Raw genomic sequence first — 26,621 nt, forward strand, 5'->3', positions numbered from 1 at the left:
CATCAGGTTTCAGATCAAAATATATGTTTTAATGAAGAATTGCATATGCAAAAATTATATGAATATGAGATCTTAAATACACCTGCTGAAGAAAGCTTTAACAACTTTGCAAAACTGGCCGCTGAGATTTTTGAAGTAACTGATGCCGCTATCGGATTTTTTGACAAGCACGGTACTTTCATAAAAGCTTTAATTGGTAAGCATGCAGCGCCAGAAATCAATCCATATCTTTTTAACCTGATTAAAACAACGGATGAAGATGTGGTTACCGGCAATGCATCGGAATTTGTACATGCCAATGATCAATCTTTTTTATTCCAATTTTTTGCCGGAGCAGTGATTAAATCTGCAGAAGGACAAAATCTGGGTGCCATCATTGTACATGGCCAGCATTTTCAAACTGCTACTCAAAACCAACTGAACATGTTAAACAGGCTGGCCGTGATGATATCAGAAAAACTGGAAACGCGGATGGCCTTCAGAAAAACGCTGAGGGCGCAGGATGATCGCCTGCATGTGCTTATCCACGACCTGAAAAATCCGATGACCACCATATCCCTTCAATCTGAATTGGTAAGCAGAATGCCTGGTGCAGATGAAAGAACTATAACTATCGCAGAAAAAATCAACAGTCAATCTAAAAGGATGGTTGACAATCTAAACCAGATACTAAGTTCAGCCAGAAGGGAGACCGGGTCTTTCAAACCGCAGAAAAATAAAATAAATCTCCGCGAATTGTTATCTAAAACCGTAAAAGATCTGAATGTTATTTCTAAAAATAAAAACCAGGCATTTACCATCAATATTGATACACCGGTAGAAATTTTTGGTGATCAGATTAAACTGCAGGAGCTATTTTTCCAATTGCTTCATAATGCGGTTAAATTCTCTTATGCAGATAGCGAAATCCGGATTTCTCATCAAATGGCAGAAAACAGGGTAACCATTGCCATAAAAGATCATGGCGTAGGTCTGAATGAATCGGATCTGGAAAGCTTATTTATGAAATTTTCCCGATTAAGTTCTGCGCCAACCCAACATGAAAATGTTAATGGTTTGGGATTAATTACCGCAAGGATGTTTGTGGATATGCATAAAGGCCGCATCTGGGCAACAAGTGAGGGCAAAGATAAAGGAACAACTTTTTTTATAGAACTGCCCCTTAAATAGCATCCAGTAAATCAGCCAGCTTCATTTCTTCCAGTAAAACTCTTTCCGGATCACCTGATTTTTGAAAAGACCATTTAATTAACCGGATCATACCATTTTCAATTTCGATACCTGTAATATCACCATCGCTGAAACAGCAACAGCCGCTATTGAAATAACCAGGCTTGTATGCTTTAAATTCAGGTACCTCATCTCCTTTTTTTACTCTTTTTTTTAGTTCTTCATTTAATTTATCCATTACAGGTTGATCATGCGCAATAGTTGCATTTTTAAGTTTTAAATAAACTCTTTCCAGGTGAGTAAGCGATGCAAATACAGGCTGGTGTGTGTGGCCAGTAATTAGTGCCGTATCTTTTTGTTCTGCCTGCCAGCTATACATCATGCTGTTGTGCATGGTTTTTAGCTGGTTATCATAAGCCGGTGTATTGGGATTAATTTTTAAGAATGATTGCAGTGGTGCCCATATAGTGCTGACAAACCATTTACTAAACCAATTCCCATCGCTTTGCAAATCACCCTGATGACCATGGGTGAGAAAGATATTCAGCACTTTATGCTGTAACTTTACCTTTAAAATTACGCCTTCATAAATCGGAATCTTTTTACCGTAAATGCGATTCAGGTTAAAACCGGCCAACGGATCATTGTCCCAGTAGAGGTCATGATTTCCAAAAACCTTTGTGAAAGCATTGCGATGAATAAATAATTTTTCTCTTTCAAAGGTTTGCTTATGATGCTGAATTACAGATTCCAGCAAATTCTCCCAAAGTTCTTCACTATCTCCCAGGTTGATGTAATGGAAAAAACTGGCATTGTAGTATTCAAGTGCCTGCAGATAGTTTTTTTCCGCCAGCGTAAAGTCGTCGGCATCATCACGCGCACCCTTATGCTGATCCGAAAAAATAATAAATTTATCTTTTTCCGAAATTTCAAACACCAGTCCACGTTTTCCGGGCTCCTTACTTATAGTGTTAAAAAGCTTACTTAAAGCTTCATGAATACGGTGAAGATCAGGTCTTGAACCAAATTTGTTTGACATTCGAATTACCCAATCCCCAAATAAGTGCTGTAAAAATTTTCGCATTAATCGTGTTATGCATGAAGGTTTAAAATTAATCAAATATAAGATCAAACCCCGACTAACTATTCTATATATTTACCTGAATGAAACGCCTTGTCATTTTTCTATTATTTTTTTATACCAGCACTCAGGCTCAAAAAATCCTGCCAGATACCTCCTTTAGTGTATATACTACCTACCTTAAGGAGCATAAAAAGCGGCCATACATCAGTATAGCACAACCATTGGTTAAAGGTGATTTCAAAATCAAAAGTAACATGGTATACGCTAAATATCCAACAGGTGATTTATCTCTTGATGTTATTTATCCAAAACACAACCGTAAACCATTACCGGCGGTATTATTTGTTTTTGGCGGAGGCTGGCGATCAGGTCATCGCAGCCAAAACATTCCATTGGCACAGAAAATCGCCCAAGGTGGTTATGTTTCTATTACTGCCGATTACAGGTTATCTACACATGCACAGTTTCCTGCCGCTGTGTATGATTTGAAAAACACCATTCGATGGATAAAAGCGAATGCTTCAAAGTTTAATATCGATACCAACAAAATTGCCATAACTGGATTTTCGGCCGGCGGGCAGCTGGCAGCTTTAATTGGCACTACAAATAATGATCCTCAATTTGAAAAGGAAAAAATTAATAAACACTCTAGTAATGTTCAGGCTGTAATAGATGTAGATGGCGTATTGGCTTTTGACCACCCTGAGTCTGCTGAAGTCAGTACAGATCCAAACCGGAAATCTGTTGCTGCGATATGGCTTGGTGCTGATTTAAAACAAGCCCCTGAATTATGGCACAATGCTTCTGCACTTTATCATGCCGGTAAACAAACAGTCCCCATGTTATTTATAAATAGTTCTTTACCACGATTTCATGCCGGAAGAGACGATTTAATTGCCAAAATAAAACCATTCGGAATCTATTCAGAAGTTCATACATTGCCTGATACACCCCATCCTTTTTGGCTATTTAACCCTTGGTTTGAACAAGTTCATACCCTCATGATTAACTTTTTAGACAAACAGTTTAAACCCTTGAATTAAAGCAGAAGCCGGCCTATCCAGGTGTTTATGGTGAGTGCAACAATAATGGCTATACCAAAACTTAATAAGGTTCCGATTAAAACATATTCTGTTAACTTTAAATCATGCGCCTCTTTTAAATCACCAAAACGAAAGATGGATTTTGCTGCAAGTAAAAATCCTACTGCTTCAAAATGATTGGTTGTAATAAAGATAAAAATTAATAACCGTTCTAAAATTCCGATATACTTTCCGGCATTTTGCAACGATTTAGGGCTTTCATCATCACTTTCGGGTAACCATTTTGCAATAATTACTTTCATAATAATGGAAGTGGGCATAGTTAAAAACAAAGCACAGGAAATTAAAATCCAGAACCTAATATCATGAAGATAACTCACATCCAGGTGTCCTTTGAAAAAAAGATGCCAGACTAAAATAATGGATGAAAAATGAAATATCTGATCAATAAAAAATAGTGCGCGGGCATTTTTTCGAGTCTGGAAAAGACCTTTCGCTCCATCAATAAACAAATGTAATAATCCTATTGAAAGTGCTATCTTCCATATACTAAAACTCAAAAAGACGAAAAAAATCAATGCTATATGTACTGCTACATGTATATATAGTTTTCCTGATTTTAGTTTTTTAGTCGCCTTATCCTTCACCCAAGAATTTGGTTGCAAAAAGAAATCGCCTATTAAATGTACAAGGATGAGCTTAATTAGATAGATGTCCATCAGTTAGCAAATATTTGATTCAATTTTTTACGATACAGTTTATCCATATCCATTAACTCAGCATAATGCGCACGCTTTAAAGCCTCACTAACAGATGATTGTGTTCTACCTGAAAGTGTAGCCAACTCACTTTGCAATAGATTTTCATGTTCCAATGCAAGTTTTACCATCTCTGCAGCAACAATTCCCCAGCTATCCATCGCAATTAAGGCAAGCCTAATCATGATATTAATATCTTCATCAAATCCTGGAAAATCAGTTTTGATAGCCAAATTGACTTTTGCCTGTTTTAAGCTATCAAAAGCAATTCCTGAATTCACAAATACATCCCCATTTGATTCAGAAAGCTTTTTACGTTTAATTTTAACCTCACCAATTCCTATGCCCATTCTAACATCAGCTGGTTTATTAATCCTGATGCAGGCTTTTAAATAAGCTGCTGCTTTGATTGCATTTTCAGGTTCAACTTCTATCTGAAAGCTATCTCCCCGGTAAATCTCCCATTTATATTGTCCTGCAATCACTTTCAGTGCGCTTTTTAAGTTTGACAACCAACTATCCTTCACTTTTCTGGAACCTACAATATCACCCGTTATAATGCAAATCATAATACTAAGATATTTGAAATTATTCAATTTAACAAAATTATCGGGTAATTACCCGATATTTCATTTTATCGGCTAATTACCCGATATTTCATTTTATCGGACAATTAGCCGATATTGTTTCAAAACTTAAATTCTGATTTATTGTTTACCTACTATGGCACTAATCGAATTTACGAAAAGGGGTATTTATTGCAAACAGGGAGATTTCTATGTAGATCCCTGGTGGCCTGTAGATTATGCCGTAACTACACACGGGCATAGCGATCATGTTCGTTTTGGTAATAAACATTATTTATGTCATACATTAACCAAACCAATCATTAAGAGGCGCATCAGTGAAGATTTAAATGTAGAGACACTAAATTATGATGAAAATATCATCCGGAATGGTGTAAGCATTTCATTCTATCCGGCAGGTCATATTATTGGTTCTGCTCAGGTCCGTTTAGAATATAAAGGGGAAATATGTGTCATATCAGGTGATTATAAAACCGAAGATGATGGCATTAGTGATGTATTTGAGCCTGTTAAATGCCATTCTTTTGTATCAGAAAGCACTTTTGGCTTACCTGTTTATAAATGGCAAAAGCAAGAAGTGGTTTTCAATGGAATTAAAAGCTGGGTGAATGATAATATTCAGCAGCAAAAAACAAGTGTATTAATTGCCTATAGCCTTGGTAAAGCACAGCGCCTGATCAAAAACCTTGCGGGCGACGTTCCTATTTATGTTCATAACAGTATTGCGAATTTAAATGAAGTAATTATTGATGCTGGTGTAAACCTTCCTGAAACCATTAGAATTACACCAGAAACTACAAAAGATGAGTTGCAAAAAGGAATTGTTATTGTTCCGCCAGCCATGAGGGATAGCCGCTGGATTAAGAACTTATCTCATCCTGTAACAGGAATCTGTTCAGGCTGGATGCAGGTTCGCGCACATCGACGCTGGCAAAGTGCCGATGCAGGTTTTGCCTTGAGTGACCATGCCGATTGGACGGGCTTAATGGATGCCATCACCGCAACAGGTGCAGAAAAGGTTTATGTTACACATGGCTTCACTGCTGCTTTTAGTCGGTTTTTAAATGACGAAGGGATTGAATCAGAAGAAGTAATGACCAAGTTTGGGCAGGAAGATGATGAGGAAAATAAAGTTGATTTGGCCGATGCTGAAAATCATCATGTTGAAACAGAAAATAAAAAGTCAGAATGAAACGTTTCTCAAAACTGATTCAGCAACTCGAACTGAGCAATAAAACCAATGATAAAATTGCTGCATTGGTAGATTACTTTAATTATGCTGACGATAAAGATAAAATCTGGGTAATTGCTTTGTTTACAGGTAAAAAACCTAAGCGCCCGATCAAATCCGCTTTACTCAAATATTGGGCAATTGACATCACACAAACACCTGAATGGTTATTTTCAGAAAGTTATTCTAACGTTGGTGATTTAAGTGAAACCATTGCACTGCTCCTGCCCCCTGCCGAAAACACATCTGATTTTCAATTGCATAAATGGATTGAAGACCTGCATGATCTGGAAGGCAAAGATGATGAAACTAAAAAAGGGTTTATTTTAAATGCCTGGAACCATCTGGAAACCCAGGAACGTTTCATTTTTAACAAACTTATTTCAGGAAATTTTAGAATTGGTGTTTCAAATAAAATGCTGGTGAATGCCCTGGCTAAACAAAGCAGTTTAGATAGTGTACAAATCATGCATAGCATTATGGGGAAGTGGAATCCTTATGAAATTACTTTCCATGAGCTGATTAATGGTGTTCATGTCAATACCGATAATTCCTGGCCTTATCCTTTTTGCCTGGCTTATGCCTTGGAGCAGGAACCGGAAAAATTAGGTGATCTATCTGAATGGCAGGCCGAATGGAAATGGGATGGCATTCGTGGGCAGATAGTGAAAAGAAATGGTGAGCTTTTTATCTGGAGCCGTGGAGAAGAACTGGTTACAGAACAATTTCCGGAGCTCCACTTTTTAATTGATGTTTTGCCTGACGGGGTTGTACTAGATGGAGAAATTCTGGCCGTACAAGATAAACAGGTTTTATCTTTTAGCACACTACAACAGCGATTAAACCGTAAAACGATTAATAAAAAACAGCTGGAGGATGCACCAATCGGCTTTTTTGTTTATGATATTCTCGAATATGAAACCCGTGATTTTCGCGATCATCCTTTAAGTGAGCGAAGAGCCGTTTTAGAGCAGTTATTTGAAAATCTGGACGAAAGTGCAGTTATCCTCTCACCCGTTATCAAGTGCAAGAATTGGAAAGAACTAGCAGATTTAAGGCAAACCTCGCGTTCCATTAATAGTGAAGGTATTATGCTTAAAAAACTGAGTTCTCATTATCATAGTGGCAGAAAACGCGGCGACTGGTGGAAATGGAAGATTAATCCCTACACGGTAGATGCTGTCATGATTTATGCACAGAAAGGTAGCGGCAGAAGAGCAAATTTCTTTACCGATTATACTTTTGCCGTTCGCGACGGAGAAAATTTAGTTACCATTGCCAAAGCTTATTCGGGTTTAACCGACAAGGAAATAAAAGAAGTAAATTCATTTGTCACCAGAAATGCAATAGAAAAATTCGGACCGGTACGCACGGTAAAACCTGAACTTGTCTTTGAAATTGCATTTGAGGGCATTGCCGAAAGTAAAAGACATAAAGCTGGCCTGGCACTTCGGTTTCCGAGGATTTTACGCTGGCGAAAAGACAAAAAAGCAATAGAAATTAATACATTGGAAGATTTACGCCAACTGCTGGAATCGACATTTATAAATGGTTAGATACCTATAAGTTTTTTCAAAACCTTTTATAATAATACAGAATTATACATGGATCAAACCAAAACCAAAGGTTATAAAAAGATAAAAGCATGGCTTAAAGCCAATAAGCGTAAGCCTTTTCAATTTCAGGAAGATGCCTGGCAAAATTATCTTAATGGCTATAGCGGTTTAGTAAATGCACCAACTGGTTTTGGAAAAACTTTTTCTTTGTTTCTTGCTGTGGTAATTGAAGCTTTAAATGCATCAGAAGCCAGTAATAAGAAAGCAAAAGACCGCTTGCAGCTCATCTGGATTACACCTTTACGTTCACTGGCTAAAGATTTAGCGAGGGCAATGCGTGAAACCTTACTGGAATTGGAATTAGACTGGCATGTTGGAGTCAGAAACGGCGATACTTCACAAGCCGAGAAAGTTCAGCAGAAGAAATCAATGCCTGAAATTTTATTGATTACACCTGAAAGCCTACACCTGCTATTGGCGCAGAAAGGCTCATCAACCTTATTTAAAAACTTAAAATGTATTGTTGCAGATGAATGGCATGAACTGTTGGGCAGTAAACGTGGCGTATTGGTAGAACTTGCCGTATCCAGAATAAAAGGTCTGCAGAAAATTGAAAAAAATCAGTTTTTAAGAGTTTGGGGGATTTCCGCAACGATTGGCAATATAGAACAGGCACTGGATGTTTTAGAACCCGATGAGGAAGCCAAAAGAATTATAGTAAAGGCAGATCTGGAAAAGAAAATTATCATCAAGTCTGTCCTGCCGGATGATATTGAAACCTTACCATGGGCCGGTCACCTGGGTTTAAAACTAGCCTACAAACTTTTACCCATTATTGAAAAAAGTAAAACGACTTTAATTTTCATCAATACACGCGGCCAGTCTGAAATGTGGTACCAGCATTTGTTAAATATAGAACCTGAGCTGGCAGGCCGGATTGCCATTCATCATGGTTCTATAGATTTCGAACTGAGAAACTGGATTGAAGATGCTTTACATACGGGGCAGCTGAAGGCTGTAATTGCAACTTCATCTTTAGATTTAGGTGTGGATTTTAAACCTGTTGATACAGTGGTGCAGGTAGGATCTCCCAAAGGCGTAGCCAGGTTTCTTCAACGCGCCGGACGCTCAGGCCACTCTCCTCATGAGGTTTCAAAAATCTATTTTTTACCCACACATGCGCTTGAACTGGTTGAAGCTGCAGCAATTAAAGAAGCGGCAAAAACCAACAACATTGAAAGCAGAGAACCCTTTATTATGGTTTTTGATACCCTGGTACAATACCTTGTTACCCTTGCCATTGGCGACGGTTTCGACGATAAAATTATTTATGAAGAAATAAGAAATACACATGCTTTTAAATTAATCCTGCCTGAAGAATGGAACTGGGTGATGCAGTTTATCACTTCAGGTGGCGACAGTTTAGGTGCTTACAATGAGTTCAAAAAGGTTACCAAAGATGAAGATGGTCTTTGGAAGGTAAAAAGCAGGCAGCTGGCCATGAGGCATCGCCTGCATATCGGCACTATTGTGAGTGATGCGATGCTAAAAGTAAAATTTCTGTCTGGCGGCTACATCGGCATGGTAGAAGAGTATTTTGTTACCCGTTTAAAAGCAGGCGATAATTTTAGATTGGCAGGCCGCGTTTTAGAATTTGTGCATGTAAAAGACATGACGGTGATTGTGAGAAACAGTAAACAGCATAATGCCATTTCACCAAGCTGGAACGGTGGCAGATTGCCACTTTCTTCAAATTTGGGTTCTGTTTTAAGAAAGAAATACAATGAAGCGCTGGATAAAACGCATCAGGATGAAGAGCTGGATGCTGTTTATCCGCTGTTCTTATTGCAGGAAAAGCGTTCTCATGTACCCAGAAATGATGAGTTATTAATTGAACTGATCAACAATAAAGAAGGTTTCCATCTTTTTGCTTATCCTTTTGAAGGAAGACTGGTCCATGAAGTTCTGGCCGCATTGGTGGCTTACCGCTTAAGTAAGTTATTGCCTATCAGTTTTTCTATTGCCATGAACGATTATGGTTTTGAACTGCTCAGTGAAACCGAAATTCCAATGGACGAATCCATAGCTTACGAAGTGTTTTCACCAAAAAACTTAACCGAAGATATTACTTTAAGTATTAATTCAACCGAAATGGCACGCAGGAAATTCAGGGATATTGCCTGTATTTCTGGTCTGGTTTTCCAGGGGTATCCGGGTAAATATGTCGCCAATAAACACCTCCAGTCATCTGCAGGTTTGTTTTTTAACGTTTTTAGCGATTATGACAAACATAATTTACTTTTGCGTCAGGCCTATGATGAAGTTTTCTACCAGCAATTAGAAGAACCCAGATTGGCTGCTGCCTTGGAACGTATTCAAAACGGAGCGGTCATCATCACCAATCCTAAAAGCTTTACGCCACTTTCGTTCCCAATAAAGGTTGATAGTTTACGTGAAAATATGAGTTCAGAAGAATTGGAACATCGCATTGCCCGGATGAAAGCAGAATCAGAGAAAATAAAATAATTTATCCCTGACTATATGAAGAATTATAGGGTTGAAACCCAATAATTCACATGTCTTATATAGTAAAACTTTATAGATACAAATGACCATTACAAGCCACGGAGAAGAACTGATATTAGATAAAGAAAGGGCTTTATATTTACCGAAACATCAACTTTTAGCCATTAGCGATTTGCATTTGGGTAAGTCGGCTCATTTTCGTTCGGCAGGCGTTCAGGTACCATCTACTATAGCGCAAAATGATTTGCAAAGATTAGGCCTATTGATTCAAAAATACCAACCTCAAACATTGCTGATTAATGGTGATATGTTTCATCATGGCTTGAATACCGATGTTGATGATTTTTCGGAATGGCAAAAGCAGTATCAACATGTAAACCTGCTCCTGGTAAAAGGAAATCACGACAGGTTATCTGATGCCGATTATGCTTCCATGAATATTAAGATACATGACACCAGTTATTGCCTTGGCCCATTCTGTTTTATACATGATGCACCGAAATGTACAGAAGAAGAGTTATACCCGATCAGCGGACATATTCATCCTGGGGTTACCATAGTTGGAAAGGCAAAGCAACGGTTAAAATTTCCATGTTTTTATTTCGGAAAGGACTATGCGATATTACCTGCTTTCAGCACCTTCACAGGGTTATACAATATCTACCCTAAAACAAATGAACAAATTTTTGCCGTAACACCAAATACCGTTGTTGAGGTATAATTATGCATGTGTATCAATTATCTGTTTCAATTGTGAAGCCTGTAATACCCCGCTTTGCCGCCATACCTGCTTTCCATTTTTGAATAGCATTAATGTTGGCACACTTTGAACACTATAAGCGGCGGCTGCGGCCTGATTCTTATCAATATCCACTTTGATAATCGAAACAGTATCGCCAACCTGCGATTTCAATTGTGACAAAATAGGTTTCATCATTTTACAAGGACCACACCATTCGGCAAAAAAATCGACCAAAACAGGCTTATCGCCATTTATTAATTCTGAAAACTTAGCCATAACTTTAATATTAATGTTATTAAGAAACAAGTGATGATAAGTTTGGTTTTAACTGAAAAGAGTCAGGTTTTAAAAGCCTGACTCTTTGTAAGTAAATATTGATTACGATTAAATCTCTCTGTTAAAATCCCAGTTCTCCAGGTAATCAGCCACTCTGCGTACAAACATTCCGCCCAACGATCCATCTACAACCCGGTGATCATAAGAAAGGGAAAGGAACATCATATGCCGAATGGCAATCACATCACCATGCTCTGTTTCTAAAACAGCCGGTTTCTTTTTAATGGCGCCAACAGCTAAAATGGCTACCTGCGGTTGATTGATAATTGGCGTACCCATCACATTTCCAAATGAACCTACATTGGTAAGCGTAAATGTTCCACCTTGTGTTTCATCAGGTTTTAACTTTGAATTTCTTGCTCGCAAAGCCAGATCATTAACGGCCTTGGTTAAACCGACTAAATTTAGCTGGTCGGCATTTCTGATCACCGGAACAATCAGATTTCCGCTAGGTAAGGCAGCTGCCATACCAATATTTATATCACGTTTTTTAATAATTTGTGTGCCACTTACTGAAACATTAATCATAGGAAAATCCTTGATCGCCTTTGCCACAGCCTCTACGAAAATTGGAGTAAAGGTTATTTTTTCATTCTCCCGCTTTTCAAAGCTATTCTTTACCTTATTGCGCCATAACACCATATTGGTTACATCAGCCTCAACAAAGGAAGTAACATGCGGTGACGTAGTTTTACTCATCACCATATGGTCGGCAATCAGTTTACGCATCCTGTCCATCTCTATGATTTCATCTCCGCCAGAAACTGAGGTGGTTGATGTTTTATTGGGTATTGAGGATACAACCGGAGCAGCTACAGGTTTATTTTCAATTGGTGCAGCGGCAACCTCTGTTTTCACAGCTTGCTGTCCGGAATTTTTATGGGCGATATAACTTAATAAATCATCTTTATTTAAACGACCATCAGCCCCCGTGCCTTTAATATCATTTAGTTCTGAAATAGAAATATTTTCCTGAGAAGCAATACTTTTAACAAGCGGAGAATAGAAACGCACTGAAGATGAAAAATCAGATGGAGTTGCTTTGTTTTCTTCCGGAAGTTGTGCAATACCTGGAATGGATTCAGCCTTTTCTTCAGGAATTGAAGCGTCAGGATGACTATCTTCAATCTTTGGATCAGCACTACCTTCTGTTTCTATGATAGCAATCACGTCACCTACCTGGGCAACATCATTTTCTTGAAATAGCTGTTTAACCAATTTACCAGCAACCGGAGAAGGCACTTCAGAATCAACTTTATCTGTCGCTATTTCTAAAATAGTATCATCTAAACCGATTGCATCACCTGGTTGTTTTACCCATTTAATTACCGTTGCTTCGGCAACGCTCTCCCCCATTTTTGGTAACAATAATTCGTATTGAGCCATATTAAATTAAAGTATATTATATTGGTATTGCGACAAAAATACGCTTTTTATTCTTTCAACCCGTCTTCTTTAAGTAGATTTAAAAGCATGGTGAAAGCAGAAGCTGCCGAGCGCTCGATATTTTGAATGCGCTTGTTACTGAAAGTAAATACTTTAGCTACCGTTTTATTTTTATTTGATACCGCAATCCAGACCGTACCTACGGGTTTATCTGCCGTGCCGCCATCTGGTCCGGCTATTCCGCTTACTGCAATGGCATAATCAGTTTTAAATTGTTTGATTGCGCCTTCTGCCATTTCCGAAACCGTTTCTTCACTCACCGCGCCAAATTTATTTAAAGTACTTTCCTTTACACCCAGTATAGATTCTTTCAATTCATAGGCATAAGCTACTGCCCCGCCCCAATACACGGATGAACAACCCGGATGTTGCGTAATTAAATGAGCAATGTATCCTCCTGTGCAACTTTCAGCGGTAGATAGGGTAAGTCCGCGGCTGTTCATGATATTTATTACAGCTTTTTCAAAAGGAATATCCTCATCTACCACCACAAACTTCGGAATTTTAGCTATCATCAGTTTTGCGTAAGATTCAACTTCCATTTTTAAAGCTGTTTCATCACTTCCACTAGCTGATAAACGCAAACGCACCTGCCCTAACTTGGGTAAATAAGCTAATTTAATATGTTTGGGCAAGCGGTCTTCAATTTCCTCAATCTCTTTTGCCAGAAAGGATTCTCCGATATTGGCTGTAAGAATAGTTTTATGCACAATGAATGGTAAAGTAAATTTTGATCTGATTCTGGGAAGAATCTCATCATCCATTAAATACATCATTTCATAGGGAACACCTGGCATGGATACGAAAATTTTGCCATTACGCTCAAACCACATGCAGGGTGCTGTGCCGTTTTTATTGACAATGACCTCACAACCATCAGGAACATCAGCCTGTTGAATATTGATATCCAGCAAAGGCCGGTTATATTTTTTAAAAATTGATGTAACCATTTCCAGCGCGCCTTCATCCCTGCGGAAACCCATACCAAAATATTTCGCTAAAGTTTTTTTGGTAATATCATCTTTGGTGGGACCTAAACCTCCTGTAATTAAAATAAGATCAGCACGTTCTTCAGCTTGTGCAAGCGAAGCCAGAATATGATCTTCATCATCAGAAACTGAAGTGATTTGTTTGACAAATACACCTGTTAAATTAAGCTGCTTAGCCATCCAGGCTGAATTGGTATCAACAATCTGACCGATGAGTATTTCATCACCAATGGTTATAATTTCGGCTAACATAAGTTTATTGGTAAGTATTGTAAAAACCTTGTCTCTTGCTCAGTTTTAAATCCTGGAGAATAGACGCCTTCACTTTTAATGTTAAAGAGTAACTTTTATAAGCACCAAATGGTACCCAGTTTACACTCATATCCCAGCAATGCAAATCGCGATAAATGCCAATGTTCATTGGTGTTAAACCATTATTCTGAAAATCATACCCTGAATTATAGGTAATCTTCCATTTTGGAGTAAGATTTAAATCGCCATTAAAGTTTAAGGTATTACTGGTTCTGCTTATACCTAAATCATTTGAGTACTGAAAGCTATAGGAGAATGAAAAGTTCCATGGAATATTAAAATCTACAAAGGCATTCGGATCACGGCTGATGGCTGCAAGTTGTTCGGATTGTATAGGTGATAATCCTTTATTCTTCGCTTCATTAAGCTTATCATTTGCCTCATTTTTCTTTTTTAATGCTTCCGGATTTAAACTGTAATCGAATGAAAAGCCAATCGAAGTTAATCGGGGAATTAGATTGCCTCTCTTCCAAACGAAGGTATTACTTCTGGTATAGATCCCTGTAGCAGGATCATAATCCAAAGCATATGCATCAAAAGTACCATTATAGTTAATGCCCAGCTTATCCGTAAATTGTGAACGTCCGCTGAAGCCAAGTGTTGAAAGCTTATTCCTGGTGGCTAAAAAATTATAAGAACCGCTGATGCTTAATCCCTGGATAATCGGAATTTTCCGTTCGCCTGTACCGGTAGTATCTTTGCTGGATTTCACCTTTAATTCAACGGTATTTTCTAAGCCAAAACCAATAGATGCTGTTTTACCTGGGAAAGAGCCCTGATAAGCCATTCCCTGAAAAACAGAATAAGTTAAAGGAAGACCATTCGCATCTCTGATGATTTTCTTGCTCCCATCACTCTCAAATTCATTTTCTGAAACAGCAGCCAGAAATGGTCCACTACCTGCCTTTGTAAAATCAGGAGAATAACTGAAAGACATATTCGGTGTCATTACATGCCTGAGTGCCTTAATATTGCCCAGGTTTTTAAAAACTTTTAATCCATAAATTTTTGTAGACATGCTGGTGGAGAGGTTATAACTCCCTGCCCTTTTAAATCCGCTAACTGTATCAGATCTGATTGTAAAGCTATTATCCGCAAAAGTAGTGTAACGATTTCTAATGGTTTGAAAGTTCCAAACCTCGTTATAAGTTCCACCCAAAGAGAAGTTTAGATACTTCAGCGCAGTGAATGACATGTTAACAGGTATGTTATGGGAGAAACCAGACTTCAATCTTTTTAAACCATCATTCTGAAACAATAAGCTATCTTTAGTATCAATGGCATTGGTTCCCTGTAAAGCATATCCCACGGTAATCTTTTGGTACCATTTCTGTTCACCAACCCTTGTTTTAGAATCAAATGGACTAAAAGTCGGTACGTTGAAAGTTAACTCAGGTAATCTGATTGAAACATCCCTGGTACTTAAAGTTTGATTACTCGTCATCGATAACGAGTAGTTCATATTATTAGAAAACGTTCTGGAATAACTGATACTACTGTTGGTGGTATTATTCGCTATTGCCCTGATATCATATGATTGATTGGCTGCCGTATTTCTATAGTAACTGCTTGAAGTGATATTTACACTCGCACTAAAAGTAGTTCCAGGGTTTGCATTGGCATTTTGAGAATGTGACCACCTGATGCTAAAATCTTTTTTTGGATTATCGAAAGCTTCAGTTCCTTCCAGGCCATTTTTAACACTGGCATAATTAATACCAATGTTACCGGAATATTTATATCGCTTAATATATTGCGAATTAACACTGGCTTCATAAGAGCCATTGGTGTAAATACTACCTAAAAGTTTGGCATCCCAGTAATCATTCAACCCCAGATAATAACCACCATTCTGCAGAAAGAACCCCCTGGTAGCATCTTCTCCGGGTGAAGGTAAAATAATGCCCGAAGTACGCTTGTTGGGCTTTGGAAAAAAGGCAAATGGTAAACCTAAAGGAGTAGGAATATCTTCAATAATCATATAAACCGGACCAGTGATAATCTGCTTCTCTGTTACAACACCTTTAGATATCATTAAACCAAAGTGCGGATGGGGCAGGTTACAGGTACTGTACATTACATTTTTAATGTGCAGTTCATCATCAATTTGTTTCTTACTTTGTCCGCCAGAGAAAAATCCGCCCTCCTGCTCTGAAAATACGCCGAAAACTTTAGCTCGGGTGGTTTCTGAATTATAATAAATAGAATCGGCTATTGCAGATCCCTCCGGGCCAGACTTAAAAATTGGCTTCCCTACATATTTATTTGTTTTCGGATCCGTTCTGCCACTGGCAAAAATTACTTTCTTTTCAGAATCATACCTGATATAATCTGCATCAAGTTCAAAATCACCATAAAGCACCCTGGCGTTTCCGTATAAATAAATGATACTCTTATCTTTACTGAACTTCATGGAGTCTGCCTTGTACTCCACTTTTTGATCCAGTCCACTGTTGTTTTTTGCTGCTTTTTTAGAAGTATCCCTTTTAGAAGTATCCTGTTGAATAATTTGCTGCAATGAAAAACGGGAAAACGCGTTAGCTTTACCAACACTATGTGTTAATAAAATGACAGAAATGAGTAAAATAGAGCTCTTAAGAAGTTTCAAATTCGTATTTGAATGTTATTTTTGCACAGATGTTTAATCAAAAACGTTCAAAATTAGTGAAAAATATACCATTGATGTATCTTAAAACCATTTTAACATTCATTATTTACTTTGCGCTTGTTAATACAATTGATAATCAGGCAATTGCACAGGGATATAAAATTAAGACAATTGTAATCGATGCAGGACATGGCGGTAAAGATGGCGCCACACATGGCATTTATTCAAAAGAGAAAGATGTTGCCTTGAAAACAGCATTAAATTTAGGAAAGGCACTTCAGGATAGTATTAAAGATATCAAAGTGGTATATACCAGGGAAACTGATGTTTTTATTCCTCTTTATGAGCGGATAAATATTGCAAATAATGCAAAAGCTGATCTTTTCATCTCTATTCACTTAAATGATATGCCTGTAAGGGTGTCAAGAGTGGTGGATTATTATAAAAAAGTAAAAGGAAGAAGTGTTCCTGTTTACAAAACCATCGCTGCCAAAAGCACTTCAACTAAAGGGACAGAAACATTTGTTTCAGGAACCGGCCGCTTAGGCGAACAGGATGAGGTGATCAAACGGGAGAATGCATCCATGTTCCTGGAAGATAACTATCAGAAAAACTATGAGGGCTTCATTGCCAATACCCCTGAAAATGATATCATGTTATCCCTCATGAAACAAACCAACCGGGATAGAAGTTTAAAGTTTGCATCATTGCTTCAGCAGGAATATGTAAATGCAGGCAGAATCAACCGTGGTGTACAGGAGAAAAGTCTGGCCGTGCTCGCTAGAGCGGCAATGCCTGCCGTATTGACTGAAATTGGTTTTGTCAGTAATCCTGATGAAGAAGACTACATGAATTCACCTGAGGGTCAGAAGGAAATTGTTGATGGTATTATTAAAGCAATTAAAAACTATAAACGCATAGCAGAAACCTCATTCTAATATCCTATAAATGAAGATTAAACGTGCAATAACATCAGTTTTTATCTTAATCCTCTTTTCTGTTCAGGTTTTATTCGCACAGGGATATAAAATCAAAACCATTGTGATCGATCCCGGACACGGCGGAAGAAAACCCGGTGCTTCAGGAAGTTATTCAAAAGAAAAAGATATCGCACTTAAGGTGGCTTTAAAACTAGGCGCAAAACTTCAGGAAGATATGCCTGGGATCAAGGTTATTTATACCCGTACAAAAGATGTGGATGTTGACCTGTACAGGCGTGCTGAAATTGCCAATAACGCAAATGCTGATTTATTTATTTCGGTGCATTGCAATTCCATGCCATCCGGAAATAAACATGTAAAAGGAACAGAAACATTGGTTGCTGGTTCTCACCGGTTGAAAGAACAAGATGCCGCCATCCGGGAAAATGCGGATATTAAGCTGGAAAAAAACTATAAAAGCAAATATGATGGCTATGATCCAAATAAACCCGGAACATTTATTTTAATGTCATTGCTTAAAAACACATTCAGAGATAAAAGCATTAAATTTGCCAAACTGGTGCAAAACAGTTACGTAAACCGTGATAAAAGAAGCAGCAGAGGCGTTAAAGAACAAGGCGTTTTGGTTTTACAGCGTTGCGGAATGCCGGCTATATTAACTGAAGTTGGATTTATTTCCAATCAGGAAGAAGAAAAATACATCAACTCCAGTAGCGGACAAAGTGAAATTGCCGATTCCATACTGGCTGCTATTAAAAAATACAGGAAAGATGTTGAAGTTGATTAATATTAAATATTATTCAGCTTATTGTTAAAATAATAACAAATACCAAACAAAAACGTTGGTGCAAACATTATGTAATTATAATACCTTTGCATTACAAAAATGATAGCGCTCAGGCAAATGATGAATACAAATCATATTTGCAGCGAATAAATAGAAACACATGAAAATTAAGAACGAAACCAAAGTCGGTATTTTAGCTGCATTCGCTATTGCTTTATTAATTATCGGATATAATTTTTTAAAGGGAAATTCCATATTCTCCAGTGAAACAACCTTGTTTGCAAGATATACCCGTGTAGATGGTTTAACCGTTTCCAAACCCGTTTTAATCAATGGTTATCAGATTGGCCGCGTGGCGAAGCTACAATTGGAACCGGGTGGAACAATCCTGGCTACCTTAAGTATTAATAGCAAATATGATATTCCTGAAAATAGTGTTGCACGGTTAGAAGGTACTGACCTTTTAGGAAGTAAAGCCATCGTAATGTCGCTTGGAAATTCAAAGAAAATTGCTGAAGATGGTTTTACCTTAAATGCTAATGTTGAAAAGGGTTTGATGGAACAGGTTCAACCTGTTCAAAAGAAGGCTGAACTGATCATAGGCAAAATGGATTCGATCCTGAGCAGTGTAAATTCGATATTAAATCCGAATTTTCAGAAAAATGTAGATAAAAGTTTCAATAGTATTGCCGGAACACTTGCTTCATTGGAAACAACTTCAAAAAAAGTTGATGGTTTAGTGGGATCTGAAAGTGCCCGTATCGAAGCTATTTTTAAAAATGTGGAAGGCATTACCGCAAACCTGAATAATAACAACAAAAAAATCAGTGATATTTTAACCAATATTAATACGGTAACTGATAAGTTTGCAGCAGCTAATTTTAAACAAACCTTAGATAATGCCAATAACGCCATTGCAGATTTGCAAGGTGTGATCTCCGGTATTAAAGATGGCAAAGGCAGTTTAGGTTTATTGTTAAATGATGATAAAATGTATAACAACCTGAATAGTGCTTCAAAAAATCTCGATGAGTTGATGATCGATTTAAAAGCCAATCCTAAACGTTATGTACATTTCTCTGTATTTGGCGGTGGGAATAAAAAAGATAAGTAATTTGATTTTATAAATTTGAAGCCTTGTAATTGATATTGCAAGGCTTTTTTTATGCCTTAATTTTACTTATGCGCGTGATAAAGGAATGATTTAAGGATCATTAATAATAAAAGCACTTATTAAAAAGTAAAATACATCAACAGGCAAATCCGCAGTAGAGACTTGTTTAACCCGCTAAATTTCAAGAACTTTACGATTAAAGCAGAATAAATTTAAAGCTGAAAGGTTCTACCTTCTACTGCTAATTCTGTATTTTCAAAAACAGATTGTGTTTCTTCAAGAAGCATTTGGAGCGTTTTATAACGCGATGAAAAATGGCCGATCAGTAACTTGTTTATTCCATTGATACTGGCTATTTCGCCTGCCTGCTTTGCGGTGGTATGATGGGTCTCATTTGCCCTATCCAGCAGTTCGTGCATAAAGGTAGCTTCATGATACAAGGTATCACATCCCTTGATGGTTGCAAAATAGCTTTCATCATACATGGTATCTGAACAATAAGCATATGATCTTGGTGGCTCGGCAGGTGTTGTAAAGTCTTCGCTTCTTAAAATTTCACCATTAGCCTGCTCTACATCCTTTCCTTTTTTTAAGGCTGCATAGTAAGCCATGGGGATATGTTCAGTTTTTTCCTTGATTAACTTACGTTGTCTTGGTTTTTGCTGAAATATAAATCCGGTAGTTGGAATACGGTGGTTTAATATTACTGTTTTTACAATCAGGTCCTGGTTTTCAAAAATTTGTCTGGACTGATCAGCCTCAATTGGAAAAAATTCGATAGGATACCTTAAGTTGGTATCAGAATATTTAAACTGAATTTCTAAAATCTCCAGAAGTGGTGCAGGAGCAAAAATCTGCATGGGTTTAATCCGGCCATTTAAATGAAGGCTGGAAAGTAAACCAATCAAACCAAAGTAATGGTCGCCATGCAAATGGCTGATAAAAATATGATCGATCCGTGCAGCCTTAAGATTGTATTTGGTCAGCTGCTGCTGGGTGCCTTCTCCGCAATCAATCAGGTAATACTTTTCGTTACAATTCAAAAGCTGTGCAGAAGGATTCCTGTTGAAAACAGGTGTCGCCGAACTACTTCCTAGAATAGTAACTTCAAATTTCATAATGGTATGATATAAAAAACCTCGTAGGTTTTCGTACTACGAGGCTAAATGTTGAATTAAAACGTTGTTTATTTATCGCCTCTGAACTCTTTTTCCAATTCATCCATAAAGATAAAATCGGTCGCTTCTTCTATTGTATTAACAAACGTTACAGATTGAAATATGTTTGACAATTCTATAATCGGTTCGAGCTGATCATTAATACCTGTTACAATAAATAATCCTCCAACCGACTTACAAAGCCTGTCGCCAACCAAGAGGCAGCTAAGATCCTGTGCATCATTGCATTCCTGTACATCACTCAGGTCGACAATAATATTTTTAAATCCTTCTGCATTAAGCAAATACAATTCAGATTTTACGCCAGGTGCATTATCATTGGTGAATTTAGGCTCTTCTAACTTTAAAGTAACGTATTTATCGTGTTTATCTACTGAAAATTTCATTTCTGTTCTTCTTGTTTTACTAAAGTATAAATTCCATCGATTTTTAGAGTGATTGCAAAGCCTTGATCACATTGGCTTCAATGCGACTGGAAATGGCATCGGCATCAGCTTTTATAAAAGACTCTCCAACAATCTGTTCATAGAGTTCGATATAACGCGCTGATATGGAATTAACTATATCTGGTGTCATTTCCGGAACAGCTTGCCCATCTTTACCCTGAAAACCATTTTCTATTAACCACTTTCTTACAAATTCTTTTGAAAGTTGTTTTTGTGGTTCATCAGCATTTTGACGTTCCTGATATCCATCTGCATAGAAATAGCGTGAAGAATCTGGCGTATGAATTTCATCTATTAGGTAAATAACACCATCCGCCTTACCAAATTCATACTTCGTATCCACTAAAATCAATCCGCTTTTGGCTGCGATTTCAGTTCCCCTTTCATATAATGCGTAGGTATATTTCTCCAATTGTTCATAATCAGAGATGGACACAATTCCTTTGGCTAAAATATCTTCCTTTGAAATATCTTCATCATGCCCTACTGATGCTTTTGTCGTTGGCGTAATAATAGGCTGAGGTAGTTTATCGTTTTCTTTCAAACCATCAGGTAGTGAAACACCGCATACTGAACGTTTACCGGCACTATACTCCCGCCAGGCATGACCAGCTAAATAACCTCTGATTACCATTTCAACTTTAAAGGGTTCACAAATGCGACCAATAGTCACCATTGGATCGGGAACATCTAAAACCCAGTTTGGAACAATATCCTCCGTAGCGGCTAAAAATTTAGCAGCGATTTGATTTAAAACCTGTCCCTTAAAAGGAATGGCTTCAGGCAAAACGACATCAAATGCAGAGATACGATCTGATACCACCATTACCATTAACCTATCGGCTATGGTATACACATCACGTACTTTACCTTTATAGAAATTACTTTGATCTGGAAAATTAAAACGGGTTTCTTTTAGTGCTTTCATGAGGGGATAAAAATAAGTAAAAAAGTCTAAAGTCGGAAAGTCTTTAGTCAAGAGTCAATTTAGACCATAGACTACCGACTCAGGACTCACCTACTGAATATCGCCGTAAGCTTTTAAGATATCTTTCACCAATTTATGGCGAACCACATCCTCTCCGCTTAAATAGATAATATCTATGCCTTTGATGTCTTCCAGGATTCTTAAGCCATTGAACAAGCCGGACATCTGTTTTTTAGGCAAATCTATCTGTGTCACATCACCTGTTACAATAAATTTAGCAGTTGGTCCCATACGTGTTAAAAACATTTTTAACTGCATATCCGTGGCATTCTGTGCCTCATCAAGAATTACAAAACAATTATCTAACGTACGGCCACGCATAAATGCAAGGGGTGCAATTTCTATGGTTCGGTTTTCGATATAGAATTTCAACTTCTCTGCCGGAATCATATCATCCAGCGCATCGTAAAGCGGACGTAAATACGGATCAATTTTTTCTTTTAAATCGCCCGGTAAGAAACCGAGGTTCTCCCCTGCCTCTACGGCAGGACGTGTTAATATAATGCGTTTAATCTCCTTATTCTTAAGCGCACGAACAGCCAATGCTACTGCGGTATACGTTTTACCCGTTCCTGCAGGACCAATCGCAAATAGGATATCATTTTTAGCAATACTGCTTACCATTCTTCGCTGATTGGCCGTTCTGGCTTTCACTAAAAGACCATTAGTACCAAAAACAATCACCTCTCCACCTCCGCCGGTTGGCTGTTCTGCATCTTTTTTTGCTACACCATTGGCCTTTGCGCCTAATATGGTTTCTACATCATTATTGGTTAGTGAACTATATTTTTCCAGGTGTGCCACCAGCTGACTGAATTTTTCTTGGAAGGCCTTAAGTTCCTGTTCATCACCGAGAACCTTAATTTCACTTCCTCTTGCCACCAGCTTTAACTTAGCGAAGGCACCTTTAATCATTTCGTAATTCTCATTATTTGCTCCCCAGAAGTGAGCAGGATTTACGGTATCCAGAGTTAATTTTAATTCGTTCAAACTATAGTATTTTAAAAAGTTATCGGGGTATATTAATTAAAATTTGAATATTTGCAGACGCTTAGGCCTCTACGCAAGAATAAGCAATAATAATGAATTTTTAATGGGGATAATTACTTTAACAACAGATTTAGGTTCGAAAGATTTTTACCAGAGTGCCCTTAAAGGTAGTCTGCTAAGTCTTATGCCTAATGTTAATTTAGTTGATATTACCCATGAAGTTCCTGCTTTCAATATTTCATATGCAGCATTTGTTTTAAAGAATGCCTATCCATATTTCCCAAAGAACACTGTACATTTAATAGGGATTGATTCCGTTTACAGTGAAAACACTAAATACATTGCCATCAGGCACCGTGATCATTATTTTGTAGGGGCTGATAATGGTATCTTTTCTTTGCTTTTTGATGATATACCTGAGGATGTGGTAGAACTGAATATCATGCAGGATTTAAAATATCTTCATTTTCCCCTGGTTGATATTTTTGTTAAAGCGGCCACGCATCTGGCTAAAGGTGGCAGGTTAAAGGATATTGGTTTACCTGTAGCTCAAATTGAACAGAAAATGCTACTTCACCCTGTAATTGAACGGGATATTATTCGTGGAAGTGTGGTTTACATTGATACATTCTGCAATGTAATTACCAATATCACAAAAGATCTTTTTACGCGCATCCAGAAAAACCGTGATTTCACCTTATATTTCCGCAAGAGTGAAACCATTACACAATTGAGCTGGCATTATAATGAAGTGCAGGAAGGTGAAAAACTTTGCTTGTTCGGCATCAGTAACCATTTAGAAATTGCCATCAACAAAGGTAAAGCCAGTGGTTTATTGGGCCTGCATCTGGGCGATATTGTGAGGGTTGAGTTTCATTCTTAAAAAAAGCTAAGCTGAAAGCTGCACCTGATTTCATAATCTAATCCCACACTTTCTATCTTTCAGTGGCAAATAAAACAACTTCCACTATTTTCACGTTTATATCTCATGAAAAAATATTTTTATCTGCTTGTCGTCCTATCCGTAAGTTTTCAAACTTACGCCCAGCAGGATACCACGGCTTATGCTGCTCAACGGGTTAAAGTAAATGCTTTACTGGCAGAGCGAAGTGCAAAATTCGGACAATATGATGAGAGCTTAAACCAACGAACCGGAATATTTGGCTGGCAAACCAAAAAGGATATCAAAAATTCCAATGAAATTCTTCGTGAGGTGGTATTGACAGATAATAATATCTTTAAGGAATTAAAAGTATTAATGGAATATAAAGACCTGCAGAATCAACAAAAGGTTGCGGTTGCAGATCACTCTCAAGAAAGGATTGAGGGTTATATGAAAACCATTAAAAAGCTACAGGATCAGAATGAAATACTTCAAAAAGAATCGAATAAAAGTAATTACGGAATATCTACTTACATTATTATCCTGCTGATTCTAATCCTAGTAACTATGTTTTATTTTTATAATAAGAAGATTCAAAAATATGAAAAAGGCAATATTTAAAACTTTAGCAAAGATAAACAAGGTAGTTTTACCAAGTTTGTTTAAAAAAGATCCAAATAGGCTTACCACTTTTCAGAAAGCAATATTGGGTTATCGTTATTGGGTATTAACGAATGCTTTGGATTAATCAAAATATCATGTTAAGCCTGTCGAAACACAGTTGTCCTTCGACAGGCTCAGGATGAAAAATTTATTACTTCTTAAAATGCTCAATTATCAAAGTCGCCAATTCGGTACCGATACGTTCCTGCGCTTCATTGGTTGATGCACCAATATGCGGTGTTAAAGAAATTTTAGGATGTGTTAAAATCTCTGCCAAAGGTGTTGGTTCATTATTAAAAACATCTAAACCTGCAAAAGCAACTTTACCTGAGTTTAAAGCTTCAATCAGCGCCGGTTCATCAATAGTTCCTCCACGTGAACAATTTACTATCCCCACACCATTTTTCATTTTAGCAAACTCCTCTGCGCCCAAAATAGGTTGATCAGCAAAAGGCGTATGCAAACTAAAAAAATCACTTCCGGCAATTACTTCATCAAAAGAAACGGTTTGAATGGGAATGTTCACTGATTGCCCTCCCTGAAATTCCAAAGTTATTTCAGATGAAGAGGGATATAAATCATAGGCCAGTACTTTCATGCCTAATCCTAAAGCCACTTTAGCCGTTGCACGACCAATACGACCGAAACCAATGATCCCAATGGTTTTTCCACTTAGTTCAGTCCCTTTAGCATAAGCTTTTTTAAGATTATTAAATTCTGTAGAGCCATTAACTGGCATTTTACGGTTAGCATCCTGTAAGAACCTGATCCCCGTAAATAAATGAGAGAAAACCAATTCTGCTACTGACAATGATGAGGCAGCAGGTGTATTTACCACCGCAACACCTTGACTACGTGCGTATTCCACATCAATATTATCCATACCAACGCCTCCTCTACCAATCAATTTGATATTCGGAACGGCATCAATTAATTCTTTTCTGACTTTTGTGGCACTACGTACCGTAATGGCATCATAATTTTTTAAAGCTTCCGCCAACTGATCCTGTGGAATGGTTTCTGTATCTACCTGGAAACCTGCTTTTTCTAATAGTTCTTTACCGATAGGATCTATTCCATCATTTGCTAGTATCTTAATCATTGTTATTTATGATTGCACAGATTACCAGGATTATACTGATAATCTGTGATTATAATTTAATTAATTTGCTTTCGCTTGTTTTTCTTCAAAAGTTTGCATGGCATCAATTAGGGCATGTACACTTGTAATAGGCAATGCATTGTACATTGATGCCCGGAAACCGCCAACGCTTCTGTGACCTTTAATACCTACTATACCCTGTTCTTCTGCAAATTTCAGGAATGGTTTTTCCAATTCAGCATTTTCCATCACAAAACAAATATTCATCCTGGAACGGTCTTCAACTGCACAGGTTCCTTTAAATAAAGGATTGCGGTCAATTTCCCTGTAAAGTGCCTCAGCTTTTTGCTTGTTTTCTTTTTCAATTTCAGCTACACCACCTTTAGATTTTAACCAGCGAAGATTAAGCAAAGCCACGTAGATAGAGAAAACAGGAGGGGTATTATACATGGAATCATTATCAATATGAGACTGATAATTAAGCATTGATGGCACTTTGCGTCCTGTTTTACCTAAAATTTCATCTTTTACAATCGCGATAGTTAAACCTGCAGGACCAATATTTTTTTGTGCTCCGGCGTAAATTAAATCGAATTTTGAAACATCAATAATGCGGCTCATAATATCTGATGACATATCGCAAACCACGGGAACCTTCGTTTCAGGAACGTCGAAAAGCTCTGTTCCATAAATGGTGTTGTTAGAGGTATAATGGAAATAAGCACTATCAGCAGGGATTTCGTAATCTTTCGGAATAAATGTATAGTTTGCATCTTTTGAGGAAGCCACAACATTTACATTTCCTACAAATTTAGCTTCCTTTAAGGCTTTAGTAGCCCAAACGCCCGAATCTAAATAACTGGCCGTTTGTCCATCACCCAATAAATTCATGGGAACCATTGCAAACTGCAAACTCGCGCCGCCTTGTAAAAATAAAACGGAATAACCCGATGGCACGTTCAGTAACTCTTTCACCAATTTTCCAGCTTCAGCAACAACGGCCTCAAACTCGGTTGTTCTGTGTGAAATTTCTAAAATTGATAATCCATCGTTAAAATCTAAAACTGCCTGTGCAGCTTGTTTAAACACTTCTTGAGGTAAAATACAAGGGCCTGCGCCAAAATTATGCTTCATCTTATTA

General features: G+C 37.6%; 24 protein-coding genes. 11 read left to right on the forward strand and 13 right to left on the reverse strand.

Annotation, left to right across the window (positions count from 1 at the left end; translation table 11 throughout):
• Window positions 1-45: 45 nt before the first annotated feature.
• A complete protein-coding gene (locus OQX64_RS06605; protein WP_265818122.1) occupies window positions 46-1,170 on the forward strand; it encodes a sensor histidine kinase in 1,125 nt (374 codons plus the stop codon).
• On the opposite strand, the gene OQX64_RS06610 is transcribed toward OQX64_RS06605, so the two are convergent.
• Complete coding sequence (locus OQX64_RS06610) at window positions 1,163-2,209, reverse strand: metallophosphoesterase (protein ID WP_265818123.1); 1,047 nt, start codon at window positions 2,207-2,209, stop codon at window positions 1,163-1,165. The two genes, OQX64_RS06605 and OQX64_RS06610, sit on opposite strands and share 8 nt — an antisense overlap.
• A 125-nt stretch (window positions 2,210-2,334) precedes the next feature.
• Between OQX64_RS06610 and OQX64_RS06615 the strand changes: the two genes are divergently transcribed.
• Window positions 2,335-3,297, forward strand: a complete 963-nt coding sequence (locus tag OQX64_RS06615; protein ID WP_265818124.1) for an alpha/beta hydrolase — start codon at window positions 2,335-2,337, stop codon at window positions 3,295-3,297.
• Here OQX64_RS06615 and OQX64_RS06620 read toward each other — a convergent pair.
• A complete protein-coding gene (locus OQX64_RS06620) occupies window positions 3,294-4,016 on the reverse strand; it encodes a DUF3307 domain-containing protein (RefSeq protein ID WP_265818125.1) in 723 nt (240 codons plus the stop codon). The genes OQX64_RS06615 and OQX64_RS06620 overlap by 4 nt on opposite strands.
• A complete protein-coding gene (locus tag OQX64_RS06625; protein ID WP_265818126.1) occupies window positions 4,016-4,624 on the reverse strand; it encodes a SatD family protein in 609 nt (202 codons plus the stop codon). The genes OQX64_RS06620 and OQX64_RS06625 overlap by 1 nt, the downstream gene beginning before the upstream one ends.
• 154 nt (window positions 4,625-4,778) lie before the next feature.
• Here OQX64_RS06625 and OQX64_RS06630 point away from each other — a divergent pair, with 154 nt between their 5' ends.
• The 4 genes from OQX64_RS06630 (at window position 4,779) to pdeM (ending at window position 10,676) form a co-directional block, all read left to right on the forward strand.
• Window positions 4,779-5,834, forward strand: a complete 1,056-nt coding sequence (locus OQX64_RS06630) for a ligase-associated DNA damage response exonuclease (RefSeq protein ID WP_265818127.1) — start codon at window positions 4,779-4,781, stop codon at window positions 5,832-5,834.
• Entirely contained in the window at window positions 5,831-7,429 is a 1,599-nt protein-coding gene (locus OQX64_RS06635) for an ATP-dependent DNA ligase (protein ID WP_265818128.1), read from the forward strand. The genes OQX64_RS06630 and OQX64_RS06635 overlap by 4 nt, the downstream gene beginning before the upstream one ends.
• Window positions 7,430-7,477: 48 nt before the next feature.
• A complete protein-coding gene (locus OQX64_RS06640) occupies window positions 7,478-9,955 on the forward strand; it encodes a ligase-associated DNA damage response DEXH box helicase (protein ID WP_088301416.1) in 2,478 nt (825 codons plus the stop codon).
• Between the two features lie 82 nt (window positions 9,956-10,037).
• The gene (pdeM, locus tag OQX64_RS06645) at window positions 10,038-10,676 is read left to right on the forward strand and encodes a ligase-associated DNA damage response endonuclease PdeM (protein WP_265818129.1); all 639 of its coding nucleotides are present in this window, start codon (window positions 10,038-10,040) and stop codon (window positions 10,674-10,676) included.
• On the opposite strand, the gene trxA is transcribed toward pdeM, so the two are convergent.
• From trxA to OQX64_RS06665, 4 genes are all read right to left on the reverse strand, one after another.
• Entirely contained in the window at window positions 10,677-10,973 is a 297-nt protein-coding gene (trxA, locus tag OQX64_RS06650; protein WP_088301555.1) for a thioredoxin, read from the reverse strand. It lies immediately after the preceding gene.
• Window positions 10,974-11,081: 108 nt separating this feature from the next.
• On the reverse strand, window positions 11,082-12,419 hold the full coding sequence (locus OQX64_RS06655) for a dihydrolipoamide acetyltransferase family protein (protein ID WP_265818130.1): 1,338 nt from the start codon (window positions 12,417-12,419) through the stop codon (window positions 11,082-11,084).
• Window positions 12,420-12,466: 47 nt separating this feature from the next.
• Window positions 12,467-13,720: a competence/damage-inducible protein A gene (locus OQX64_RS06660; protein WP_088301419.1), complete on the reverse strand. Its 1,254-nt coding sequence runs from the start codon at window positions 13,718-13,720 to the stop codon at window positions 12,467-12,469.
• A 4-nt stretch (window positions 13,721-13,724) separates the two neighbouring features.
• Window positions 13,725-16,388, reverse strand: a complete 2,664-nt coding sequence (locus OQX64_RS06665) for a putative LPS assembly protein LptD (RefSeq protein WP_265818131.1) — start codon at window positions 16,386-16,388, stop codon at window positions 13,725-13,727.
• A gap of 29 nt (window positions 16,389-16,417) precedes the next feature.
• Between OQX64_RS06665 and OQX64_RS06670 the strand changes: the two genes are divergently transcribed.
• From OQX64_RS06670 to OQX64_RS06680, 3 genes are all read left to right on the forward strand, one after another.
• Window positions 16,418-17,326, forward strand: a complete 909-nt coding sequence (locus OQX64_RS06670; protein WP_253249016.1) for an N-acetylmuramoyl-L-alanine amidase family protein — start codon at window positions 16,418-16,420, stop codon at window positions 17,324-17,326.
• 10 nt (window positions 17,327-17,336) lie between these two features.
• A complete protein-coding gene (locus tag OQX64_RS06675; protein WP_265818132.1) occupies window positions 17,337-18,116 on the forward strand; it encodes an N-acetylmuramoyl-L-alanine amidase family protein in 780 nt (259 codons plus the stop codon).
• 160 nt (window positions 18,117-18,276) lie between these two features.
• The gene (locus OQX64_RS06680) at window positions 18,277-19,230 is read left to right on the forward strand and encodes an MlaD family protein (protein ID WP_029285558.1); all 954 of its coding nucleotides are present in this window, start codon (window positions 18,277-18,279) and stop codon (window positions 19,228-19,230) included.
• Between the two features lie 212 nt (window positions 19,231-19,442).
• On the opposite strand, the gene OQX64_RS06685 is transcribed toward OQX64_RS06680, so the two are convergent.
• The 4 genes from OQX64_RS06685 to OQX64_RS06700 all read right to left on the reverse strand — a co-directional run bounded on the left by OQX64_RS06685 (window position 19,443) and on the right by OQX64_RS06700 (window position 22,832).
• On the reverse strand, window positions 19,443-20,348 hold the full coding sequence (locus tag OQX64_RS06685) for a ribonuclease Z (RefSeq protein ID WP_265818133.1): 906 nt from the start codon (window positions 20,346-20,348) through the stop codon (window positions 19,443-19,445).
• Window positions 20,349-20,416: 68 nt separating this feature from the next.
• Window positions 20,417-20,794: an STAS domain-containing protein gene (locus OQX64_RS06690; RefSeq protein WP_088301424.1), complete on the reverse strand. Its 378-nt coding sequence runs from the start codon at window positions 20,792-20,794 to the stop codon at window positions 20,417-20,419.
• A gap of 43 nt (window positions 20,795-20,837) precedes the next feature.
• A complete protein-coding gene (locus tag OQX64_RS06695) occupies window positions 20,838-21,782 on the reverse strand; it encodes a phosphoribosylaminoimidazolesuccinocarboxamide synthase (RefSeq protein ID WP_265818134.1) in 945 nt (314 codons plus the stop codon).
• Between the two features lie 90 nt (window positions 21,783-21,872).
• A complete protein-coding gene (locus OQX64_RS06700) occupies window positions 21,873-22,832 on the reverse strand; it encodes a PhoH family protein (protein WP_265818135.1) in 960 nt (319 codons plus the stop codon).
• A gap of 103 nt (window positions 22,833-22,935) precedes the next feature.
• Between OQX64_RS06700 and OQX64_RS06705 the strand changes: the two genes are divergently transcribed.
• Together OQX64_RS06705 and OQX64_RS06710 are read left to right on the forward strand one after the other, a co-directional pair.
• Complete coding sequence (locus tag OQX64_RS06705; RefSeq protein WP_088301427.1) at window positions 22,936-23,715, forward strand: SAM hydrolase/SAM-dependent halogenase family protein; 780 nt, start codon at window positions 22,936-22,938, stop codon at window positions 23,713-23,715.
• 105 nt (window positions 23,716-23,820) lie between these two features.
• Window positions 23,821-24,336, forward strand: coding sequence for a hypothetical protein (locus OQX64_RS06710; protein WP_265818136.1), 516 nt, complete (start codon window positions 23,821-23,823; stop codon window positions 24,334-24,336).
• 193 nt (window positions 24,337-24,529) lie between these two features.
• Here OQX64_RS06710 and OQX64_RS06715 read toward each other — a convergent pair whose 3' ends face one another.
• Both OQX64_RS06715 and serC read right to left on the reverse strand, forming a co-directional pair.
• Complete coding sequence (locus OQX64_RS06715) at window positions 24,530-25,480, reverse strand: D-2-hydroxyacid dehydrogenase (RefSeq protein ID WP_265818137.1); 951 nt, start codon at window positions 25,478-25,480, stop codon at window positions 24,530-24,532.
• A gap of 60 nt (window positions 25,481-25,540) precedes the next feature.
• On the reverse strand, window positions 25,541-26,614 hold the full coding sequence (gene serC, locus OQX64_RS06720; RefSeq protein WP_265818138.1) for a 3-phosphoserine/phosphohydroxythreonine transaminase: 1,074 nt from the start codon (window positions 26,612-26,614) through the stop codon (window positions 25,541-25,543).
• Window positions 26,615-26,621: the final 7 nt, after the last annotated feature.

The organism is Pedobacter sp. GR22-10, from assembly GCF_026239715.1.
GTDB lineage: Bacteria > Bacteroidota > Bacteroidia > Sphingobacteriales > Sphingobacteriaceae > Pedobacter.

Coding starts and splice junctions, on each gene's coding strand:
- OQX64_RS06605 (WP_265818122.1), top strand. CDS start 46: ATGCAAAAATTATATGAATATGAGATCTTAAATACACCTGCTGAAGAA.
- OQX64_RS06610 (WP_265818123.1), bottom strand. CDS start 2,209: ATGTCAAACAAATTTGGTTCAAGACCTGATCTTCACCGTATTCATGAA.
- OQX64_RS06615 (WP_265818124.1), top strand. CDS start 2,335: ATGAAACGCCTTGTCATTTTTCTATTATTTTTTTATACCAGCACTCAG.
- OQX64_RS06620 (WP_265818125.1), bottom strand. CDS start 4,016: ATGGACATCTATCTAATTAAGCTCATCCTTGTACATTTAATAGGCGAT.
- OQX64_RS06625 (WP_265818126.1), bottom strand. CDS start 4,624: ATGATTTGCATTATAACGGGTGATATTGTAGGTTCCAGAAAAGTGAAG.
- OQX64_RS06630 (WP_265818127.1), top strand. CDS start 4,779: ATGGCACTAATCGAATTTACGAAAAGGGGTATTTATTGCAAACAGGGA.
- OQX64_RS06635 (WP_265818128.1), top strand. CDS start 5,831: ATGAAACGTTTCTCAAAACTGATTCAGCAACTCGAACTGAGCAATAAA.
- OQX64_RS06640 (WP_088301416.1), top strand. CDS start 7,478: ATGGATCAAACCAAAACCAAAGGTTATAAAAAGATAAAAGCATGGCTT.
- pdeM (WP_265818129.1), top strand. CDS start 10,038: ATGACCATTACAAGCCACGGAGAAGAACTGATATTAGATAAAGAAAGG.
- trxA (WP_088301555.1), bottom strand. CDS start 10,973: ATGGCTAAGTTTTCAGAATTAATAAATGGCGATAAGCCTGTTTTGGTC.
- OQX64_RS06655 (WP_265818130.1), bottom strand. CDS start 12,419: ATGGCTCAATACGAATTATTGTTACCAAAAATGGGGGAGAGCGTTGCC.
- OQX64_RS06660 (WP_088301419.1), bottom strand. CDS start 13,720: ATGTTAGCCGAAATTATAACCATTGGTGATGAAATACTCATCGGTCAG.
- OQX64_RS06670 (WP_253249016.1), top strand. CDS start 16,418: ATGTTTAATCAAAAACGTTCAAAATTAGTGAAAAATATACCATTGATG.
- OQX64_RS06675 (WP_265818132.1), top strand. CDS start 17,337: ATGAAGATTAAACGTGCAATAACATCAGTTTTTATCTTAATCCTCTTT.
- OQX64_RS06680 (WP_029285558.1), top strand. CDS start 18,277: ATGAAAATTAAGAACGAAACCAAAGTCGGTATTTTAGCTGCATTCGCT.
- OQX64_RS06685 (WP_265818133.1), bottom strand. CDS start 20,348: ATGAAATTTGAAGTTACTATTCTAGGAAGTAGTTCGGCGACACCTGTT.
- OQX64_RS06690 (WP_088301424.1), bottom strand. CDS start 20,794: ATGAAATTTTCAGTAGATAAACACGATAAATACGTTACTTTAAAGTTA.
- OQX64_RS06695 (WP_265818134.1), bottom strand. CDS start 21,782: ATGAAAGCACTAAAAGAAACCCGTTTTAATTTTCCAGATCAAAGTAAT.
- OQX64_RS06705 (WP_088301427.1), top strand. CDS start 22,936: ATGGGGATAATTACTTTAACAACAGATTTAGGTTCGAAAGATTTTTAC.
- OQX64_RS06710 (WP_265818136.1), top strand. CDS start 23,821: ATGAAAAAATATTTTTATCTGCTTGTCGTCCTATCCGTAAGTTTTCAA.
- OQX64_RS06715 (WP_265818137.1), bottom strand. CDS start 25,480: ATGATTAAGATACTAGCAAATGATGGAATAGATCCTATCGGTAAAGAA.
- serC (WP_265818138.1), bottom strand. CDS start 26,614: ATGAAGCATAATTTTGGCGCAGGCCCTTGTATTTTACCTCAAGAAGTG.